We start from the raw sequence: 21291 nt of genomic DNA on the forward strand, positions 1-21291 counted from the left end.
CGTGTCCGCGCACATGGGAACCGCGTCCGAGCTTCCGCTGGACCTGCGCTGGCGCCGCGCCATCAACGCCGTGCTCGTGCTGTGGACCGTGGGCCTGGTGCTGGCGGAGGTCGTCCTCCAGGTGGCGACGGGCGCGGCGGTGCTGCTGGCGGCGATTCTGCTGGTGCGAGGGCGGCTCCGTCTGGCGCCGGACGTGCGCGCCTATGTCGGGGCCAGTGGGGTGCTGTGCCTGTGGCAGGCGGCGTCGCCCGCGGTGGCGCTGCTGACGGGCGCGGCGGAGTCGTGGCCGCGCGGCTCGCGGTATGGCCAGGTGCTGGACTCGGTGGCGGGCGCCGCGGCCGCGTGCATTGGCGCCGTGGGCGTGCCGTGGCTGCTGCTGGCGGGCGTCCTCGCGGGAGGGTGGCTGCTGGCCGCGCTGCTGGGCGTGTTCCAGAACCGGGTGCGCTGGTCCATGGAGCTGCCCTCCTTCCTCAAGCTCAACCTGGGGCGACTGCACGAGAACTTCGGCACCGAGGAGTCTCCGCGCTACGCGGCGGGCGGCTTCTTCTCCCACCGGCTTCGCTTCGCGCACGGCGCCATCGCGGCGCTCGGGCCCGCGCTGTCGGTGCTGGGCATCGCGGACCAGGCGCGGCGGCGCGTCCTGGCGGGCGCGGTGGTGATGGGGATGCTCATCTCCATCTACAACGCCTTCGCGCGAGCGGCGCTGGGCGCGGCGTTGCTCGTCAGCGTGGTGGCGTTGCTGCTGCTGGTCCAGGGCTCCGCGCGGAAGATGGGGTTGGCGCTCCTGTTCGCGCTGGTGGCCGTCGTCTCCATGAGCCCGGCCTGGCGCACGCGATTGGAGAAGGCGGTGGGCAACATCTACGGCGGAGAGCGCGAGCACGCCATGGCCGTGGGCTGGAGCCTGGTGCGTGAATACCCGCTGACGGGCGTGGGCTTCGGCAACCACAAGCCGGCGGCCCTGGCCACGCAGGACGAGACGGGCATCACCGACCTGCTGGCCACCGATTCGCACAACCTCTGGCTGACGGTGTGGGCGGAGACGGGCCTGGTGGGGCTGCTGCTGACGCTGGCGATGCACGCCTTGCTGGGGCGCGCGCTCATCCGGCGCTACCGCGAGGGCTCCATCGCGGCCACGGGCGCGCTGCTGTCCTGGGTGGGCTTCCACATCCTCGCGCTGGTGCACTACCTGCCGTTCCACTCCAGCGTGTACCTGTCCTTCTCGCTCATCTGGGGACTGGGGCTGTGCGAGGGCAGTGAGCGGCTGCGCGGCCGGGAGGCCCGTCAGGGGCTCCTGGAGGTGGAAGGCGCGCCCAGGCCCTCGCCCTAGCGGGGAGGCGTCCCGCGCGAGCCTCCGGGCGCCGGGGCCTCCAGCACGCGGCGGTAGACGGCCAGGGTGCGCCGGGCACAGTCGTCCCAGGTGAAGCGCGCCACGCGCTCCCGGCCCAGCTCCACCAGCTCCCGGCGCAGCACGTCGTCGCGGAGCACGCGCAGCGTCGCTTCACGCCACGCCGCCGCGTCGTCCGGGGAGAGTCTCAACGCCGCGTTGCCCACGACCTCCGGCAGGGCGGTCGCATCCGACGCCAGCACCGGGCAGCCAGCGCCCATGGCCTCCAGGGCCGGCAGCCCGAAGCCTTCGTAGCGCGAGGGCAGCAGCAGCGCCGACGCCGCGCCGTAGAACAGCGGCATCTGGTCCTCGGGCAGCTCCTCCAAATCGAACACGTTTTCGTGAAGCCCCAGCTCGTGCGCCACCGCGCCCTTGCCCGCCAGCAGGACCACGGGCACCGGCAACTCCCCGGCGAAATCCTTCAGCAGGGCAAGGTTCTTGAAGCGCTTGGCGTTGCCCACGGCCGCCACGTAGCGCGCTGGCAGTTCGTACCGTTCGCGGAACGCGGCGGCCTCGGCCTGGGTCGGCGGCTGGAAGCGGGCATCCACCCCGTTGTGAATCACCTGGAGGCGGTAGGGCGACAGCTTGAGGTGCTTCGCGAGCTCGTCGCGCGAGAACTCGGACACCGTCACCAGCGCGGTGGCCCGCTTCGCGCGAGGGCCCACCACCACGCGGTAGTAGATGGACTGGGCCGGCGTGTACTGGTCCGCCAGCGCCAGGTGGTTGGCGTCATGGAGCGTGGCCACCAGCCGCCCATTCCAGAAGAGGGGCAGCGAGAAGGACGTGGCGTGGAACGCATCCGGCGCCAGCTTCACCAGGTCCGCCGCCAGCGCCGGCTGCTCGAGGGGCGAAAGAAACCCGGCCAGCGCGCGGTGCAGCGGCATGCGCGGCGTCAGCTCACCCAGGTCGGGCGCGAGCCCTTCGGGGGGCACCAACGCGGAGAAGCGCAGGTCGGGCGCGAGCACGGGCATCCGCCGCGCCAGCTCCAGGGCGTAACGGGCAATCCCATGCAGCCGGCCGCGCACCATGCGCAGGTCGAGGAGGACGTGAGCCACGGCCTCCGCGTACCACACGCGCGGCCTCCATGGGGGGCGGGCGGGCACGCGGGGCCCCATCGACGCTTGCCGCGCCGCGCGCGCCCGGTGCTAGAAGCCGTGCCGTGAAGGTTGCCCTGGTCCACGATTGGCTCGTCACCCACCGAGGTGGTGAGCGCGTCCTTGATGCCCTCTGCGAAGTCCTGCCAGACGCGGACATCTACACGCTCATCCACAAGCCGGGCTCCCAGTCGCCGGCCATCGAATCCCGCCGCATCTTCACGTCCTTCCTTCAGCACATCCCCGGCATCCACGCGCGCTACCGGCACTTCCTGCCGTTGATGCCGAAGGCCATCGAGTCCCTCCAGCTCCAGGGGAAGTACGACCTGGTCCTCTCCTCCAGTCACTGCGTGGCCAAGGGCCTGCGCACGCCGCGGGGCACGCCGCACCTGAGCTACGTGCACGCGCCCATGCGGTACATGTGGGACTTGTTCGACGACTACTTCGGCCCCGGACGCACGGGCCTCCCGGTGCGCGCGGCGGCCCATGCCATCCGGCCCTGGCTGCGCCGGTGGGATCGCCGGACGGCGGCGGGGGTCGATCGTTTCATCGCCAACAGTCGACACATCGCCACCAAGGTGCAGCGCTTCTGGGGCCGCGAGGCGTCGGTCATCCACCCGCCAGTCTCCCTGGAGCGCTTCGCCCAGGTCCCTCTAGAGGGCGGAGGCCAGGGCGGCTACTTCCTCTGGCTGGGGGCCTTCGCGCCGTACAAGCGATTGGACGTGGCGTTGGAGGCGTTCCGAAACCTGGATGCACAGCTCTGGGTGGTGGGAACGGGCCAGGAGGCCGCTCGCCTGGGCGCCGGAAGCCTGCCTGAAAATATCCGCTTCCTTGGCAATGTCTTGGATGCGTCACTTCCGGCGCTGTACCGAGACGCTCGCGCGCTCATCTTCACGCCCGAGGAGGACTTCGGCATCACCCCGCTGGAATCCCAGGCGGCGGGCCGGCCCGTCATCGCCTACGGGAAGGGCGGCGCGCTCGAGACGGTGACGGCGCAGACAGGAATGTTCTTCTCAGAACAGACGCCGGAATCGCTCGCCGCCGCCGTGCGCCGGTTCGACGAATGGGAAGCGGGCTTTCGGCCTGAAGCCGCTCGCGCGCAGGCCGAGCGCTTTGGTCGCGCACATTTCCAGAGTGCCATTCTTCGAGAGATTCACTCGGTGCTGGGGGATGTGTTGCCAGATTCCCCAGGCCCCGCAGCGGGACTGTGACTTCGCTGTCGCTCCTGTCTTGGTCTTTTGTGGGCAACAGGTGGACACCGCCCCTGGCTGTGGGGGCGGGGCCGCCGCAACCCATTGTTTTCACGAATTTTTTCGTGCTAGCAAGCGCGGCTATCAAACGGTGATGGGCAAAACGCGCGTCCGGATGAAGAGGGCGCGAGTCTTGCACCGGGGTGGCCACCCGTTGATTACGCCACAGGAGTACTGCGGTGTTCAGTCGTCTCCAGCGTTTCTACACGTCGATCAAAGTCGTCGCCGACATGGTGATGCTCGCGCTGGCATTCGTCCTCGCGTACGCCACGCGCTTCTCCGGCATCGTGCCCGTCACGGAGGGGATACCTCCCTGGACGGACTCGTTCTTTTCGCTGCTGATGGTGCTCGTCATCTTCCCGGTGACGTTCCACCAATCACGCCTGTACGGCACCAACCGTTCCCGGACGAATACGGGCGAGGTGTTCGAGGTATTCAAGTCCACCATCACCGCGGCGCTCATCCTGGTGGCGGTGACGTACTTCGTGCGCGAGCGCTACTCGCGCCTCACGCTGGTCATCTTCATCGTCTATGCGTTCGCGCTGGTGACCTGCAGCCGGCTGGTGACTCGCTATCTGGTGAGTGAAATCCGGCGCCGGGGTCATAACCTCAAGTCCATCCTCGTCATCGGCGCGGGGGACCTGGGGCAGCGGGTCATCGAGACGGTGGAGCACCACCGCGAGCTGGGCTTCCGGGTGATGGGCGTGCTGACGCTGCACCCGGAGAAGGTGGGCCAGTACGTGAATGACGTGCGCGTCATCGGGCTCGTGGACCAGGTGAACGAGGTGCTGGATTCGCACCCGGTGGACCAGGTCATCCTCGCGCTGCCGCTGGAGGGCCACGCCCACGTCAAGGCGCTGATGGACAAGCTGGCCCTGCGCACCGTGGACGTGCGCGTGGTGCCGGACCTGTACCAGTACATCACCCTCTATGGTGGCCTGGAGGAGTTCGGCGGGTTGCCCATCATCCGTCTCCAGGGCGACCCGATGGAGGGCTGGAGCCGGGTGGCCAAGCGGGCCTTCGACATCCTCTTCTCGTTGCTGGCCATCCTCATCACCGCGCCGCTCATGGCGGCCACCGCGCTGGCGGTGCGGCTCACCAGCCGAGGGCCCATGCTGTACCGCCAGGAGCGCATGGGCATGGATGGGCGCACCTTCCCCATCCTCAAGTTCCGCACCATGCGCATCGACGCCGAGCACAGCGGCGCGATGATGGCCTGCCCGGACGACCCGCGGCGCACGGTGATTGGCACGTTCCTGCGGAAGTACTCGCTGGACGAACTCCCTCAGTTTTTCAACGTCCTGCGCGGCGACATGAGCCTGGTGGGTCCGCGCCCGGAGCGCCCCGTCTTCATCGAGGAGTTCAAGCGGCAGATTCCGCGCTACCACCTGCGGCACAAGGTGAAGGCGGGCATCACCGGCTGGGCGCAAATCAACGGCCTGCGCGGCCAGACGTGCATCGAGAAGCGCATCGAGTACGACCTGTACTACATCGAGAACTGGTCGCTGCTGATGGACCTGAAGATTCTCGTGCGCACGGCGCTGGGCGGCTTCCTGTCGAAGAACGCCTACTGACGCCGCGAGCCCGGGCGGTGGCGCTTGCCACGGCCCGGGCCGGGGGTTCAACGCCGCTGCGGGGTGACTACTGGATGTTCCACACCACGGTGCCGGTGCAGTTCCCGCTGGAGTAGCAGCCCGCGCGAATCTGCAGGGTGGTGGCCGTGGGCGAGGTGTACGTCAGGCTGGAGCCGGTGCCGCCGCACGAGTCGTCGTTGACCGCCGCCTGCGTGGTTCCGTTGAAGAGGCGCAGGTAGGTGTCACCCGTGAAGGTCGCGCCCGTCACGCCGCAGGTGGCCACGGTGATGCTCTTGCCCGCGGCGATGGCGACGTCGCGGTTGGTGGTGTTCTGCTGCGCGCTGTTGGTATTGCTGCCGCTGAAGTTGAAGCTCCCGCTGGTGGGGCTGCCGGAGCCGCCGGTGATTTCCCAGACGACGCGGCCGGTGCAGCTCCCGCTGGAGTAGCAGCCGGCGAGGACCTCGTGGTTGCCGGCGGTGGCGGCGGTGAAGGTGATGCTGGAGCCACGGCCGCCGCAGGAGTCGTCGTTGGTGGCCACCTCGGTGCCCGCGGGGTTGCGCAGGCGCAGCCACGTGTCACCGGTGAACTGCGTCCCCGTGAGGCCACACGTCGCGACGGTGAGCGTCTGGCCCGCCGTCAGCGCGATGGTGTGATTGGTGGTGTTCTGCTGCGCGCTATTGGTGTTGCTGGCGCTGTAGTCGAACGAGTTCTCCGGCGGGGGCGGCGGCGGCGGAGGAGGCGGCGGCGGCTCACCGTTGCCACCGGGGTTGGGGCAGTCGGCGGCGGGCAGCGCGCACTGGGGCAGGCTGGTTCCCAGGTGACTGATGACCGCTTCGATGGGCACGCCGCGGTTGGGGCAGTTGGCGCAGTGGTGCAGGGCCACCACCAGGTTGTCCGAATGGCCGATGACGGGCGAGCCGGAGGAGCCGCCCTGCGTGTCCGCGTAGTAGCCGATGTCGTTGGGGCCACCGGACTGGCAGGAGGCCTCGTTGCGGCTGTAGATCTCCGCGAAGCCGGACTCGTCCCGGGCATCCGTGGAGCGCACGGCGATCTTCTTGCCGTGGCCAGCCGGGTGCTGTGGCAGGTAGATGCGCTCGTTCACCACGGCGCCGGAAGAGCGCAGCTGGAGGTAGCCGTAGGTGTTCACCGGGTTCTGGGACAACTGGATGAGCGCGTAGTCACGCGGCGCGTCCACCTTCACCAGCGTGCCGCCCGGGATGACGTTGCCCGGGCAACCGAACCAGCTCGCGCAACTCGTCGAACAGCTCGCGCCTTCCGCCATGAACTCGTATTGGGTGTTCTGCGCTTCGCTCGCCGTACCGACGCAGTGCTGGTTGGTCATCAGGTGGCCCTGGCTGCCCACGAGCCAGCCCGTGCACGCACCGGAGCCGTTGATGAGCAGGCGCGCCACTGGACGAGCGCGGCCGTAGAGGGTGGGGTCGCTGGAGGCGTAGCAGGGCGCCCACTGCGTGTCGTCCGGGCCGCACAGCGCCTTGTCATTCGACAGGCCCATCTCCTCGTTGGTGTAGCCCCGGGCGTACCGGTCGATGGAGTAGCCGTGCTTGTTGAGGATGCCGCGGCGGTTGACGCTGTCGCGGCTGTGCAGCTCGATGATGGCCGTCTCACCGGCGATGTGGATGGCCCAGAAGCCACTGCGCGCACCCGGGTGCGAGTTGTCGTAGCGCCACGACCGGGAGTTGTCCGGCGAGCGCACCACGACGAAGTCGCCATCCTCCAGGTCGAGCCGCTCGAAGTGGGGCGCGATGTACGCCGCGCCAGCGTGGGTGATGACGTCCGTGTGGATGGGGCCGTCGGAGGCGCGAATCTGCGTGGTGGCGTAGGGGTGGGTCGTCTCGAAGCGACGGAAGACGTCCTCGCCCACCTTCGTGAGCCGCTGCGACGAAGAGGAAACTTCTTCCTGCTGGCAGACCTCATCGGAGGCCAGCGCCGCCGGCGCCCCCGTGGCCAGCGCGGTGACAAGACATGCGAGTGGGATGCGTTTCATCGACTCTCCTGGGAGTGAAGCTCTTGCGGGTTTGACCGCACTCGCAGTTATAGCCTGAAGAAATGACAATTCTGTGTGATTGCCACGGGTTCCGTGGCTGGGTGGTGTGATTGGAGATTTTCCATTTCACGGTGAGTGGTGGTTGCCCGTTGCGGCGTGGGGATTGGGCCAGGGCCTTGGTTTCACTCGGAGCAGGTGCCTGTGGCGCCGGTCGTACGGCCTGGCTGGCATGCAGCGGCCACGCAGCGGGAGGGGCGTCTCAGCCGCTGTGAAGGCGTCTAGAATCGGCCGGACATGGCCGAAATGCTCGGAGCGATCCTGGTCCGCAAGGGCCTCATCACGCAGGCGCAGCTCGACGAAGCCCTCCGGGCCCAGCTCATCTACGGCGGAAGGTTGGGCTCCAACCTTGTCGAGCTGGACATCCTCGACATCGACACCCTGGCCATGGTGCTGGGGGAGATGTGCCGCTACCCGGTGGCGCAGGAAGCGGACTTCGAGGCGGCGCCGGACGCGGTGCTGCAACTGCTCCCCGCGGCGATGGCGGAGAAGCACCAAGCCTTCCCGCTGGCGCAGGAAGGCCGGCGGCTCAAGGTGGCCATGGCCAGCCCGTTGGAAATCGAGCACGCGGATGCGCTGGGGTTCATCACCGGTCTGCGCATCGTTCCGTACGTCACGCCGGAGCTGCGGCTGTTCCAGTTCCAGGAGCTTCGCTACGGCATCAAGCGCGAGACGCGTTTCATCCAGATGACCTCGACGAAGCGTCCGAAGCGGACCGCGGCCGTGGCGCTGCCCGTGGACCTCCCTTCGATGCCCGCCGCGCTGAGCATGACGCCTCCGCCTCCCGCGCCCGTGCGAGCGGAGCCCGAGGCGGAAGGAATGTTCGGTGGGCTCGCGCCCGGGCAGTACTTGAGCGGCGATGACCCGGACACGGAGACCGAGGATTCCAGCTCGGTCGGGTGGGCGCCGGCCGTGTCGGGGAGCTCGCATCCGTTGGACCATCTGCCGCCGCCCGAGCCTCCGGTGGCGATGATTGATTTCGGGGAGGACGGCGGGATGCGGGGGGGGACGCCCGAGGTGCCCGTGCCTCCGACGCTGACGCCAGTGGGTGGGGGCGCGCGGCCTGCCTCGCCGCCGCGACTCACGCCGACGGAGACGCCGCGTGCCGTCGCGCCGCCTCCGTTCGCGTTGGCGCCGGAGCCCGCGGAGGAGATTGACCTCCTGGAGGAAGGGGAGGTGCTGGAGGAGGGCGAGGTCGTCGAGGACGTGGCGGCCGTGCCCGAGGACTTCGACGATGGTGTTCCCGCGCCAGGAGTTGCTGTGGCCTCGGCCATGCCGATGGCGCCGCAGGGGGCCGGTGGAGGGACGCAGCCGCCTGGATTGGCGTCGCGGCAGGGGGTGGCGAGTCGGCCTCCGGTTCCGCCGGTGAGCGCCGCTTCTTCGGAGCCCGGGGGGCCGGCTCGGAGGGCTTTGGGGGTGGGCGAGGGAATGGGGGCTCCTCCTGGGATGCTCTCGCGGCCATCGGCGCATCCGGGAGCTCCGGTGCCTCCGGGGATGATGGGGGCTCGGCCTCCGTCGTCTCCTGGGCTTCAGGCGGTGGCGGGACCTCCGGGCATGGTGGGCGCGCCGCCTGGGCCGGGTGCGTCGATGCCGCCGGGGGGGGCCGGGGCTCGGCCGCCCTCAGCGACGGGACTGCCTGCGGTGCATGGAGCGCCGGGCGTGGGGACTGCTGGTCCGCAGGTTCCTCCGGGGATGCTGGGCGCATCGCCGTCGTCCGCGCCCGGAGGGATGGCTGTTCCACCAGGGATGATGGCTGCACGGCCTCCGTCCGCGACGGGACTGCCCGCGATTCCTGGGCCACACGGTCCGGTGCCGCCAGGCATGGCGGGCGCACGGCCTCCGTCCATGACGGGTGTACCGGCAGTGCCGGGGCCTCATGGGCCGGTGCCACCAGGGCTGATGGGAGCACCGCCTTCGGCGGCGGGTGCTCCGGTGCCACCAGGGCTGATGGGAGCACCGCCTCCGGCGGCGGGTGCTCCGGTGCCACCAGGGCTGATGGGAGCACCGCCTCCGGCGGCGGGTGCTCCGGTGCCTTCGGGGATCATGGGCGCAAATCCTCCTGCGAAGGTTGGAGCGGGTGCTCCGGGGCTGATGGGCGGGCAGGCTCCTGCGACGGCTGGGGCGGGTGCTCCGGAGCCTCCGGGAATGACGGGGCATCGGCCTCCGTCCGCGACGGGGCTGCCTGCGGTGTCGGGACCTCCTGGCATGGCGGGTGGTGCGTCCGGACCTGCTGTGCCAGTTCCTCCCGGGATGATGGGACATCGCCCGCCGTCCGCGACGGGCCTGCCCGCGGTGCCGGGGCCTCATGGGCCGGTGCCGCCGGGAATGATGGGAGCACGGCCTCCTCCCGCGCCCGGCCTCTCCTCCGCGCCCGGGCCACACGGGCCGGTCCCTCCCGGGATGATGGGACATCGTCCGCCGTCCGCGACGGGCCTGCCCGCGGTGCCGGGGCCTCATGGGCCGGTGCCGCCGGGAATGGTGGGAGCACGCCCCCCGTCGTCGTCGGGCCTGCCTGCGATGCCCGGGCCTCATGGGGGGCCGGTGCCATCGGGAATGATGGGAGCACGGCCTCCGCCCGCGCCCGGATTGCCAGGGTCGCCTGGGCCGGTGCCTGCGGGGATGATGGGAGCACGGCCGCCACCTGCGCCTGGCCTGCCAGTGCCTCACGGGCCGGTCCCTCCCGGGATGATGGGAGCGCGCCCGCCGTCGTCGCCGGGCCTGCCTGCGGTGCAGGGGGCTCGTGGGGCGATGCCGCCGGGAATGACGGGCGCACCGCCTCCGTCCGTGCACAGGGGGCCCCAGGCTCCTGGGCCTCACGGGACGATGCCACCGGGAATGACGGGAGCACCGCCTGCGACTGCGCACGGGGTGCCCCATGCTCCCGCGCCTCACGGGGTGATGCCACCGGGAATGAAGGGCGCACCGCCTGCGACTGCGCACGGGGTGCCCCATGCCCCCGCGCCTCACGGGACGATGCCACCGGGAATGAAGGGCGCACCGCCTCCGTCCGTGCATGGGGCGCCCCATGCCCCCGTGCCTCACGGGGTGATGCCACCGGGAATGACGGGCACGCCGCCTCCATCTGCGCACGGGCTGCCCAAGGCTCCCCTGGCTCACGGTGCATTGCCTCCGGAGATGACTGCCGGGGCTCGGGCTGTCGCCGGGCCGGGGATGCCCCGTCCTCACTCGCCTCACGGACAGACGCCTCCGGGCACATTGCCCGTACCTCCGGCCGCCGGTAGCCCACCTGTGGCCCCCCTGCAGGGCGCACTCATGCAGGGCATGGAGCAGGGCCCGTTGAGTGGACCGCCCGCGCAGGTGTCCCCGACGCCGCCTTCGGGCGTGGTCGCTGCGCATCCAGCGGGCATTCCGTCGCAGCCCCCCATGGGGATGACGCCTCCAGGCGCAATGCCGCCTCCTGCGTCACTGGGGGATGCACGACCCGTGGAAGCGAACATGCCAGTCCCTGGCAATGCCGCTGCGGAAGCTCCTCGGACCGACGAGCCAGCCGAGACTTCTCCAGGGGAAGCGCACGCTGCCCCCTCCTCGGCCGCCGCGGATGGAACGGAACGTCCGTTCCACCTCGAGCAATCCCTGGGGGCTTCGGTGCCGAGCGGTGTTTCCTCGGCGCCGGACTTCGACTCAAGCCGGATGCCGGTTCCTCCCGGAATGTCGCCCGCGGTTCATCGCGGGCAGGGCGTCTCGCCTGCTCCCTTCGCGTCTGAAGGGCGAGAGTCCCCCCACGAGAGCGGCGCGGTGCCTCAACTGGTTGGCATCCCTGTTGAGGTGTCGGCTCAAGAGCACGTGCCGTCTGCCGTCGACGCGAGTGGGGCTCCTGCGCAGGCGTTGCCCACGGACTCTGACGTGGTGTTGGACGTGGATGCCGTTGCCGTCACGGCTTCCGACGTGGTGTCGGCGCCCCCTGTCGCGACCGAAGGTGCGTCGTCGGTGGACGTGGAGGTGGCTCCCGAGACGCCAGACCGCACGGATGTCACGGTCGTGGTTGAGCCGGTCATTGCCACGGACGCTGCAGTTGGGCCGCAGGAAGTCGACGAAGCCGCCATGGTGACGGCAGAGGGCGCCGGTGCGGCATCGGGTGGCGTCGCAAGCGAAGCCGTTGGCGTGACGGCAGCGGACGTCAGTGTGGAATCGGGTGGCGTCACAACCGAAGCCGCCGCGGTTTCGTCGGACACAGCAGTTGCTACGGACGCGGTCCTTGATGCCACTGCAGTCGGTGCCGTTGACTCAGCTGTGCTGGAAGCCGCAGATGGATCAGGTGCTCGGGCCGAGGAACCGTCGGCCAGCCCCATTCACGACGAACCGAAAGCAACTGTTGCGGCATCGGTAGCAGGTGCGGCTACCGCTGAGTCTGAAGCAGCCAGCGTTGCGAGTCCGGACATTGAGGCTGTAGCCGCATCCGCTGTGTTGGACGCGGCCAATGCTGCCACCTCAGGCGTCGATGACTCGGCGGTGGGTGCGGCTTCCTCCGCGCAGGATGTTGCTGGTGATGCGAATGCGGTCTTGGCCGTATCGGCGGCCGGTGCCGTTTCGGCACAGCCGGACGACTCCGTTGGGCCAGGTGCGAACGTTGATGCATCGGCCGCAAGCTTCGTTACTGCCCAGCCGAATGACTCCGACGTGGAAGGCACGGCGGTTCATTTGCCGGGCGTTGACGCACGTCCGGCCGCAGAAGCGGCGTCGACCGCCGAACTGGCGGATGCATCAACTCCAGGGCCGGAGGCTGGGACCTCACAGCACTCGGACGCTTCTCCTGTTGAGTCGCCGAACGCCGAGGCTGTGAGCACGGTGGTCTCGGCGTCCTCCGACGATGTCGCTGCGCCTGAGCTCATCGGTGGCGTCCCGCAGGGTGACAGCCTCACGGATGCACGCTCCAACGAAGTTGCGCTGACGGTTTCGGAGCGAGTGGCAACGCCGGATGGCACGGCGGCCACTGCCACCGTGGAAATCGGTGCTGTGCCTTCCTCCGTTGAATCGCCAAGTGGCGAGCGAATCGTCAGCGATCCAGAAGTGGCACAAGCCCTGGCTGCGAGCGCCTACGAAGCGGCGCTTCCGTCGCCGGCCTCCAGCGCGGCTCCTCAGGTCGCGGAGGTGCCGGCGCAAGCAGGACAACCAGCGCCCGTGGACAGTGTTTCGCACACGCAGTCTTCCGACACGTCTCAGTCCGTCACCGACCACGTGTCCGCGGATTCGATTCCCGAACCGGAAGGGACTGAGCAACCTCCCAGTTTGGAAGCGCTGCCGGAGGCCTCGCAGGCCCACTCCGGTCCAGCCCTCGCGGGAGAACCCGCGGAGGCCGTGTCGTTGCTGGCTTCCACGACTCCAGCCGAAGCACAGCGTCCAGCCGAGCCCATCATCGTGGCCGATGCCGTTGGCCATTCCACGGCTCAATCCGCTGCAACCGAAACGCTGGCGGGCACGGAGCCTTCCGAAACCGCACCGGCGAACTCGGAACTCACGAGCGATTCATCCTCACCGGCCACGCAGGGTCCAGTCGCGGTCAGCCTGTCTGCGGAGACGACTCTGACTGCCACCGTAGACGCCCCAACCGCCGTAACACCGCGCGATGCGCCTGACGGCTTCTCGGAGGCGGCTGCGGCAACCACAGAAACCGAGCCAACTCCGTCCATCGAGTCCGCTCCCGCCGCCATGCCATCCACGGGCGAACGGGCCGCGCTGCCCTTCGGCGAGGTGACGCAGCCATTCGGCCTCAAGTTGGACCTGGCGGCCATCGCCAGCGAGTCCGATCCGACGGCGGAGGATGCTTCAACAGGCAAGCACGCGGATACGCCAACGCAGGACACCCCGGCGCCGCGCAAGGCACGCGGCTTCGTCGTCGCGGAGCATGGCGAACTGCTCACCACCCCTGTTGCCCCCGCGGCCAGCCTCGACGCCACGGAGCCCGCCGTGCATGGCGGCACTCCCGCGCCCTTCGTCGAGACACCCGAATTCACGACTCCACCCGTCGCCCCCACGCCCCGGGCGCCCATTGAACTGGATGACCTGTCCGGCGCATCCGACGAGCCGATGCAGCTCGCCTCGACGTGGGAGTTCGTGGGCTGGCAGGGCGGCGATGACGCGGGCCCCATCGGCCACGTCCCGGAGACGACCTGGGCGGACCGCGGTGTTGACCTCGACGGCCCGGCCATATCGCCCGCGGCGACCGAAGTGCCTCTGGCCTCGGCGTGGGACTTCATCCAGCAGCCATGGCAGCCCACTGCGGCGGAGCCTTCGGAAGTCATCACCACGCTCCTGTCCGCGGCGGCCAGCACGGCCACGGAAGTGCCCGTGGGTGGCCCTTCAGTGACGGCGGAGCACGTGTTGTCGGCGCTCGACGTGGTGAGCACCCAGGGCACGCTCGGCAGGGTGGTGCTGGCGTACTGCGCGGGCCGCTTCCAGCGCGCCTTCCTCTTGGGCGAAAGCCTCGGCCTCGCGCGGGTGGGGCATGCATGGGGACCGGGCAGCGAAAGCGCGGCGGTCGCCGGACTCAAGGTCGACCTTGAAGCGCCGTCCCTGCTGCACACCGCGATGACGTCCATGGGTGCCAGCGTCTTCGACGCACCGGCCTGTCCCCAGGACGAAGCCATCTTCGCCGCGCTCGGAGGCGAGGGCGCCTCGCACCTGGCCGTCATCGCCATCCGGAGCCGGGGCCAGGCAGTGGCGTTCATCGTCGCGGACCATGGCGCGGAGCCCATCGCCGCGCCCGCGCTCGATGAACTCACGCTCATCGCGCAGAGGGCCTCCGAGGTCTTCTCCCGTCTCCCCACCCGGAGCGCCTGAGCGCGAGCCGGAGGAGGGGAGACGCGAAAAGGGCTCCGGAGCCAGGTGCTCCGGAGCCCTCTTCACTTCAAGAACGGCGCGTCGCGCTCAGCTGCAGCCGCTGGTCGCGCCGCAGTTGCCGCATTTGTAGCAGGCACCGCTGCGCACCATGATGGCGCCGCAGGTGTGGCACGGCGGAGCATCCGCCTGATTCAGCCAGGTGGACCGCTTCGAGGAGTTGGAGTCGGACCGCTGCACCGAAGCCGTCTGCGCGGGCAGGGCTTCCCGCTTCGGCTGCACGTCCACCCGGTCCAGCACCGCGTCCTCTTCCTCGCTCGGCAGGAACTTCAGCTCCAGCCAGCGGAAGATGTAGTCGGTGATGGACTTGGCGATGGGGATGTCCGGGTTGCCGGTGAAGCCGCTGGGCTCGAAGCGGGTGTGGCTGAGCTTGTCGACCAGCACCTTCAACGGCACGCCGTACTGGAGCGCCAGCGACACGCTGGTGGCGAAGCTGTCCATCAGCCCGCTCACCACCGAGCCTTCCTTCGCCATGACGATGAACAGCTCGCCCGGCAGGCCGTCCTCGTACATGCCCACCGTCAAGTAGCCCTCGTGGCCGCCGATGGAGAACTTGTGCGTGATGGAGCGGCGCTCGTCCGGCAGGCGCCGGCGGACCGCGCGGGGCTCCGGCTGGAGGGCGGGGGCGGGCTCGGGGGCCACGGTGGATTTGGCGGCGCGCGTGTCCTTCACCGTCTCCTTCGACGTGTTCAGCGGCTGTGTCCGCTTGCACCCGTCGCGGTACACGGCGATGGCCTTGAGGCCGCGCTTCCACGCCTCCAGGTACGCCTTCTCGATGTCCTCCACCGTCGCGTCGGACGGCATGTTCACCGTCTTGGAGATGGCGCCGGAGAGGAACGGCTGGCAGGCCTCCATCATCTGGATGTGGCCCATCCAGTGGATGCTGCGCTCGCCCTGGGCCGGCTTGAAGGCGCAGTCGAACACCGGCAGGTGCTCGGGCTTCAGGTGCGGCGCGCCCTCGATGGTGTCCTGCTTGTCCAGGTAGCTGATGATGTCCTGGGACTGCGTCTGCGGGTAACCCAGCTTCTCCAGCGCCAGCGGCACCGTCTGGTTGACGATCTTCAGCATGCCGCCGCCCACCAGCTTCTTGTACTTGATGAGCGCGATGTCCGGCTCGATGCCGGTGGTGTCGCAGTCCATCATGAAGCCAATGGTCCCCGTGGGGGCCAGCACCGTCACCTGGCTGTTGCGGAAGCCGTGCTCCTCACCCAGCGCGAGCGCGCGGTCCCACGCGTCCTTCTGCGCGGCGAACAGGCCCTGGCTCACACCCTCCGGCGCGATGTGGTACGCGGCCTTGCGGTGCTTGCGGATGACGCCCAGCATCGGCTCCGCGTTCTTCGCGTAGCCAGCGAAGGGGCCCTGCTTCTCCGCCAGGCGGGCGCTCATCGCGTAGGCCTCGCCGCACATCAGCGAGGTAATCGCGCCGGCGTAGTTGCGGCCCGCGGGCGAGTCATACGGCAGGCCCGACGCCATCAACAGCGCGCCCAGGTTGGCGTAGCCCAGGCCCAGCGGCCGGTAGTCGTGGCTGTTCTTCTCGATGCGCTCGGTGGGGTAGCGGGAGTTGCCGACGATGATCTCCTGCGCCATCAGCAGGATGTCGACCGCGTGGCGGAACGCCGTCACGTCGAAGTCGCCGTCGATGGTGCGGAAGTGCATCAGGTTCAGGGACGCCAGGTTGCAGGCGGAGTCGTCCAGGAACATGTACTCCGAGCACGGATTGGACGCGTTGATGCGCGCCGTCGTCGAACACGTGTGCCAGCTGTTCACCGTGGTGTCGAACTGCATGCCCGGGTCGCCGCACAGGTGCGCGGCCTCGGAAATCTCCCGGAACAGCTCGCGCGCCTGGTAGGTGTCCAGCGGCTGGCCGTCGCGCACCGACCGCGTCGTCCAGGTGGCGTCATCCACCACCGCCTTCATGAACGCGTCGGTGACGCGCACCGAGTTGTTCGAGTTCTGGAAGAACACCGACGAGTACGCCTCGCCGTTGAAGGACGGGTCGTAGCCGGCCTCGATGAGCGCCCAGGCCTTCTTCTCCTCGGTCGACTTGCAGCGGATGAACTCGAGGATGTCCGGATGCTCGGCGTTGAGGATCACCATCTTCGCCGCGCGGCGCGTCTTGCCGCCGCTCTTGATGACACCGGCGAAGGCGTCGAAGCCGCGCATGAAGGACACCGGGCCGGACGCGGTGCCGCCGCCCGCCAGCAGCTCCTTGCTGCCGCGGATGGTGGACAGGTTGCTGCCCGTGCCGCTGCCGTACTTGAAGAGCATGCCCTCCGTGCGCGCCAGCGTGAGGATGGAGTCCATGTTGTCCTCCACGCTGTTGATGAAACACGCGGAGCACTGGGGCTGCGCCTCGACGCCGACGTTGAACCACACGGGCGAGTTGAAGGACGCCTTCTGGCGCAGCAGCAGGTGCGTCAGCTCCGCGTGGAAGGCCTCGCGGTCCGCGTCCCGCGTGAAGTAGCCACCCTCCACACCCCAGCGGGTGAGGGTGTCCACCACACGCGCCACCAGCTTGCGCACGCTCGTTTCACGCTCCGGCGTGCCCGGCGTGCCGCGGAAGTACTTCGACGCCACGACGTTCGTCGCCAGCATCGACCAGGACTTCGGAACCTCGATGTTCTTCTGCTCGAAGACGGCCTTGCCATCCTCGCCGGTGATGCTGGCGCTGCGGTATTCCCACGCCAGCTCATCCGCGGGATCCACGCCCGGTGTCGTGAAGAAGCGCTCCACCGTCAAGCCCGTCGCCGCCACGCGCGCCTTGCGCCCGCCGCGCCGCTCCTTCCCGTTCACCGTGGACTTCGAGCTCAGCTCTTTATCCATGTCGCCACCCTCCGCGAGTTCACTGTGAGTTCTGATGCAAAATTTGCAAAACGCTAACGTCGCGAGATCCCGATGGTTCCGATGGATCAGCCCGACGCGAAACGCGGGTGACCTCGGAGCGGATTCGCGACGACGAAGCAGGGGCGCGCCCGGCCCCTCGGCTGTTCTTGGGAGATGCCCGCCTGACTGCCGGACGAGGCCATGGATAGACGCCTGTAGCACCTCCGTCAAAGATTCTATCGATACAACAAATGGTATCCGTCAATGTCATGCCCACCACGGATTGTGTACAGCCGTGAAGTGGGCGCCCGGTGTCTGCCTGCCTGCCCTGCTGCTACTGCGTTCAGCGAGTGAGCCCGATCTAGAGGGCCGCGCCTGCCCTGGCAACACATGCTTTGCAGTGCCTGAGTCCAGATGGCGAGCCATGTATTGTCACTTCGAGCCAAGCGAGCGTGATCACTGGGAGACGTTTGCTGTGAGTCTGTGCACGACTCGGGTGGGTGCAACCGTGCTGATCCGCCAGGCGTGGTGGATCAGCCCCGTTGGCGGTCCGTTGGTGAACGAGGCCGTCGATTTTGGCCCGGACGCGCGTTAGGAGGCGGACATGGCTCCTCCCTACCAGCGCCACGTCTTCGTCTGTACCAACCGCCGCCCGGACGGAAATCCCAAGGGGTGTTGCGCCTCCAAAGGAGCGGAGGAGGTTCGCGCCGCCTTCAAGGCGGAGCTCGACAAGCGGGGCCTCAAGGGACACATGCGAGCCAACGCGGCGGGATGCCTGGACACGTGCAGCTTCGGTGTCGCCGTCGTCGTCTACCCGGAAGGCACCTGGTATGGCGGCGTCCAGGTGGAGGACGTGAAGGACATCGTCGAGCAGCACCTGATGGAAGGCCGCCCCGTGGAGCGGCTGCTGATGCCCTTCTCCCGCAAGGCCGTCACCCCGGGCTAAAGCGCGCTTCTCTGTATTAACCCGAAAAAGTCGACGCCTGCCTCTGTCTGCGTGAACCCGCAGACGAGCCGCGCGGAACCCTTGTCGAGAAGTCCGGTGCAGGCCTGCACCGGGCTTAGGCTCGGCGTGTGTCCAGCGCGGCGAGGAGCACATGCATGCGTCGCAGTTGGTGGGCCTCTGGCCTGATCGCCACCGCCTTGTCCGTGGCTGGCTGTGATTCCGAAGTGTCGTCGTCTCACGTCCGGGACCTGATGGCGTTCCAGGATGCGGCTCTGGCCGCGGAGTGGTCCGTGGGTGTCGCGTACTCCGTGGGGACGCGCGTCACCTATCAGGGGCGCCTCTATGAATGCCGGCAGCCGCACACGTCCCAGGCGGATTGGACGCCGGTAGCGGTGGCGGCGCTGTGGTTGGACCTGGGGCCTGCGGGGGGCGGTGAGCCGGATGCGGGCAGCGGCGGGACGGACGCGGGCACGGGCGGGGACGTCACCGCGCCCACCGTGGGCTTGAGTGCCAGCACCTCGCGCATCATCGCCGCGGGGCCGTTGAGTCTGACGGCCACGGCGACGGACGACGTGGGCGTGACGCGGGTGGAGATTCTGGAGAACGGCACCGTCGTCGCCACCGGCTCGCAGTTCAGTCGGGCCTTCAGCGGCTGGGAGCAGAACGGCACGTATGTCTATGCGGTGCGCGCCCATGACGCCGCGGGCAACGTGGGGACCACCACGCTCACCGTCGTCGTGGACATTCCGGGTGGGCCGCCGCCGGGAGGAAAGCGCATCGTCGGCTACTTCACCGCGTGGGGCATCTACGCGCGCAACTACCACGTGTCCAACGTGCAGCCGTCCAAGCTCACGCACATCAACTACGCGTTCTCCAACATCTCCGGGGACGGACGCTGCATCCTCGGCGACCCGTTCGCGGACATCGACAAGGGCGGCGGCTGGCAGGGTGAGTGGGATCCCGGCCAGCTTCGCGGCAACTTCCGCGCGTTCAAGGAGATGAAGCGGCAGAACCCGCACCTGAAGCTGCTCATCTCCGTGGGCGGCTGGTCCTGGTCCACGCACTTCTCCACCGTGGCGTCCTCGCCAGCCTCGCGCGCGGCCTTCGTGAAGTCCTGCGTGGACCTCTACATCCGCGGCCAGTACCCCGGCGTGGACCCCGTCAACGGCGAGGGCGTGTTCGACGGCATCGACATCGACTGGGAGTACCCCGTCGGTGGCGGCCTGCCGGGCAACAGCAACAGCCCCGCGGACAAGCAGAACTACACGCTGCTGATGCAGGAGTTCCGCAGCCAGCTCAACGCCGTCACCACGCAGACGGGCAAGCCGTACCTGCTCACCATCGCCACGGGCGCCTCGCCGGACCTGCTGGAGAACAAGCAGGAGACGAAGAAACTGTCCGACGTGCTCGATTGGATCAACGTGATGTCCTACGACTACCACGGTGCCTTCGAGAGCACGGTGAACTTCCACTCGGCGCTCAATCGCGTCACGGGTGACCCGGGCGCGGCCACGGGCTTCTACACGGATGGCTCGGTGTCGAAGATGCTGGCGCTGGGCGTGCCGCCCGCGAAGATTGTCGTCGGCGTGCCCTTCTACGGCCGGGGCTGGGGCAGTGTGCCCAACGTGAACAACGGCCTGTTCCAGAGCGGCGTGCCCACACGCGGCACGTGGGATGACGGCTCGTCGGGCCTGACGGGCGTGTTCGACTTCAAGGACATCAAAGCCAACTACGAGCGCGCCGGTTCCGGTTACACGAAGTTCTTCCACCCGGAGGCGAAGCAGGCCTACGTCTACAACCCTGCCACGGGTATCTGGATTGGGTATGACGACGTGCAGAGCATGAACGCCAAGGCGGACTACATCCTGAACAAGAACCTGGGCGGCGCGATGTTCTGGGAGTTGAGCGGTGATGACGGCTCGCTGCTCGATGCGCTGGCACGGAAGCTGCGCTGACCCGGGCTGAAAATCAGACAGGCATTGTGAGCGTGTCGTGAAGCCATACGCCGAGGGACTTCTGTTCCCCGGCGTCATGGCGTTAGGGTTTGCCGCATGTCCTTCGCGGCCGCCGTCCTGCTGGTGGCGCTCTCCAGCTCTTCCGTGGCCGCCGAGCCGTGGACCGCCGTCGTCCGGGTGGCGTCCGACGAGGACACCGCCTTGCTCGTGCGAGTGCGGGGGCAGAGCAGCGACCTGCCCATGCGGCTCGAAGTCTCGTCCGGAGCGCCGCTCGAGGGATTTCGCGAGGGCCCATGGCTCGCGGCGGAACGGCTGGCCGGGCACCACCAGGCCCGCGCTGTCCTCTGGTTCGTGCGAGAGGGCAGCGACGTTCGCGTCCAGGTGGCCGAGTTCGACAGCCGGCGTCTGTTCTCCCGGGCCGCGCGGCTGGGGCAGTCGCCAGGCTCGCTGGAATGGTCCACGGGGGCGGAGGCGCTGGCGCTGGCCGCTCGCTCCGCACTGCGCGCGGTGGAGGCCGGTGCGCCGCTCGGTGATGTGGTGGAGGTGGCGCCGCCGCGTCATGCATCGAACGAAGAGGGGACTGAAACCGGGGTGGGCCGGCGCATCGGGGAGGCAGCCTCCGGTGATGAGGCCGCGCCGAGGACGCCCACGTCCCCGTCCCCGGAAGAGGCCATTGCACTCGCGGAGGATGGGGCCTTGGCTTCTGCTCGGGAATGCGTGGCGTCACCTCGTGAGGGCCTGGGGCTGGCTTCGGCCGAGGAGAACCCAGCGCGCCAGATGTGGCTCGCGTTGGGGGGCCATGCCGCGCTGGATGGGTACACGCGCAGGGGCCACCAGGGGTTGGTGGTGGGTGTTGGATTGCAGCCGGGCCGTTGGCGGCTGCGAGCGCAAGTCCTGGCCAGTGTTCCGACCCGGCTTCGCGATGCCCGCACGGAGTTGACGTTGGGGCAGCACGCGGCGTCGGTGTGGGCGGGGCTTCCCTGGGCGGCGGCAGAAGGACTGGATGTGGAGGCGGGATTCGGCGCGGGGGCGGTGGTCTTCACCCGCCGGACGCAAGCGCTGACGGAGGATGTGAAGGCGGCGCCTCCGGGCACGATGCTGGCCCTGCTCATGGGGCCCGAGCTCCGCACCCGGTGGCGGATGGGGGCGCGTGTCGGCCTGGAGACGAGTCTGGCCGCGGAGGTCCTCCTGGGCCGGCCCGAGCTTCGCTACGCCATCGATGGAAACTTCGTGTCTCGTGGTGCGGGTTGGGCCGTCCGCCCACGGCTGGGCCTGGCGATGGTGGTTTTTCTTTGAGCGCGGATGACCCGAATGGCCCGGTGCCGTCCTCCATGGCGGCAATGAGGAG

The 21291-nt window shown here is 68.9% G+C and carries 11 protein-coding genes and 1 pseudogene; 8 read left to right on the top strand and 4 right to left on the bottom strand.

The window, feature by feature from the left end:
* Position 1 precedes the first annotated feature (1 nt).
* Complete coding sequence (waaL, locus tag OZ403_RS14895) at positions 2–1327, top strand: O-antigen ligase WaaL (RefSeq protein WP_140798153.1); 1326 nt, start codon at positions 2–4, stop codon at positions 1325–1327.
* Here waaL and OZ403_RS14900 read toward each other — a convergent pair.
* Entirely contained in the window at positions 1324–2499 is a 1176-nt protein-coding gene (locus OZ403_RS14900; protein WP_237080358.1) for a glycosyltransferase family 4 protein, read from the bottom strand. The genes waaL and OZ403_RS14900 overlap by 4 nt on opposite strands.
* Before the next feature lie 44 nt (positions 2500–2543).
* On the opposite strand from OZ403_RS14900, the gene OZ403_RS14905 reads away from it, so the two are divergent.
* Entirely contained in the window at positions 2544–3689 is a 1146-nt protein-coding gene (locus OZ403_RS14905) for a glycosyltransferase (RefSeq protein ID WP_140798155.1), read from the top strand.
* A gap of 218 nt (positions 3690–3907) precedes the next feature.
* Complete coding sequence (wbaP, locus tag OZ403_RS14910) at positions 3908–5302, top strand: undecaprenyl-phosphate galactose phosphotransferase WbaP (protein ID WP_140790535.1); 1395 nt, start codon at positions 3908–3910, stop codon at positions 5300–5302.
* A gap of 67 nt (positions 5303–5369) precedes the next feature.
* Here the strand turns inward: wbaP and OZ403_RS14915 are convergent, their stop codons facing one another.
* Positions 5370–7307: a serine protease gene (locus tag OZ403_RS14915; RefSeq protein WP_140790537.1), complete on the bottom strand. Its 1938-nt coding sequence runs from the start codon at positions 7305–7307 to the stop codon at positions 5370–5372.
* A gap of 459 nt (positions 7308–7766) precedes the next feature.
* Here OZ403_RS14915 and OZ403_RS39705 point away from each other — a divergent pair.
* Positions 7767–7967 (top strand): annotated as a pseudogene (locus OZ403_RS39705) (hypothetical protein); the annotation flags it as partial.
* Positions 7968–8017: 50 nt separating this feature from the next.
* Here the strand turns inward: OZ403_RS39705 and OZ403_RS14920 are convergent.
* Entirely contained in the window at positions 8018–8236 is a 219-nt protein-coding gene (locus tag OZ403_RS14920) for a hypothetical protein (protein ID WP_268784482.1), read from the bottom strand.
* Positions 8237–13031: 4795 nt separating this feature from the next.
* Here OZ403_RS14920 and OZ403_RS14925 point away from each other — a divergent pair.
* Complete coding sequence (locus OZ403_RS14925; protein WP_268784484.1) at positions 13032–14162, top strand: general secretion pathway protein GspE; 1131 nt, start codon at positions 13032–13034, stop codon at positions 14160–14162.
* An 87-nt stretch (positions 14163–14249) separates the two neighbouring features.
* On the opposite strand, the gene OZ403_RS14930 is transcribed toward OZ403_RS14925, so the two are convergent.
* Positions 14250–17042 (bottom strand): vitamin B12-dependent ribonucleotide reductase, encoded by a 2793-nt coding sequence (locus OZ403_RS14930; RefSeq protein ID WP_268784485.1) that lies wholly within the window; start codon positions 17040–17042, stop codon positions 14250–14252.
* Positions 17043–17646: 604 nt separating this feature from the next.
* On the opposite strand from OZ403_RS14930, the gene OZ403_RS14935 reads away from it, so the two are divergent.
* From OZ403_RS14935 to OZ403_RS14945, 3 genes are all read left to right on the top strand, one after another.
* Positions 17647–17988, top strand: a complete 342-nt coding sequence (locus OZ403_RS14935) for a (2Fe-2S) ferredoxin domain-containing protein (protein WP_140790542.1) — start codon at positions 17647–17649, stop codon at positions 17986–17988.
* 155 nt (positions 17989–18143) lie between these two features.
* Positions 18144–19943, top strand: coding sequence for a glycosyl hydrolase family 18 protein (locus OZ403_RS14940; RefSeq protein WP_140854266.1), 1800 nt, complete (start codon positions 18144–18146; stop codon positions 19941–19943).
* A 96-nt stretch (positions 19944–20039) separates the two neighbouring features.
* Complete coding sequence (locus tag OZ403_RS14945; protein WP_268784486.1) at positions 20040–21239, top strand: hypothetical protein; 1200 nt, start codon at positions 20040–20042, stop codon at positions 21237–21239.
* Positions 21240–21291: the final 52 nt, after the last annotated feature.

The organism is Myxococcus sp. NMCA1 (genome assembly GCF_026810205.1).
In the GTDB taxonomy this organism is placed as follows: Bacteria; Myxococcota; Myxococcia; order Myxococcales; family Myxococcaceae; genus Myxococcus; species Myxococcus xanthus_A.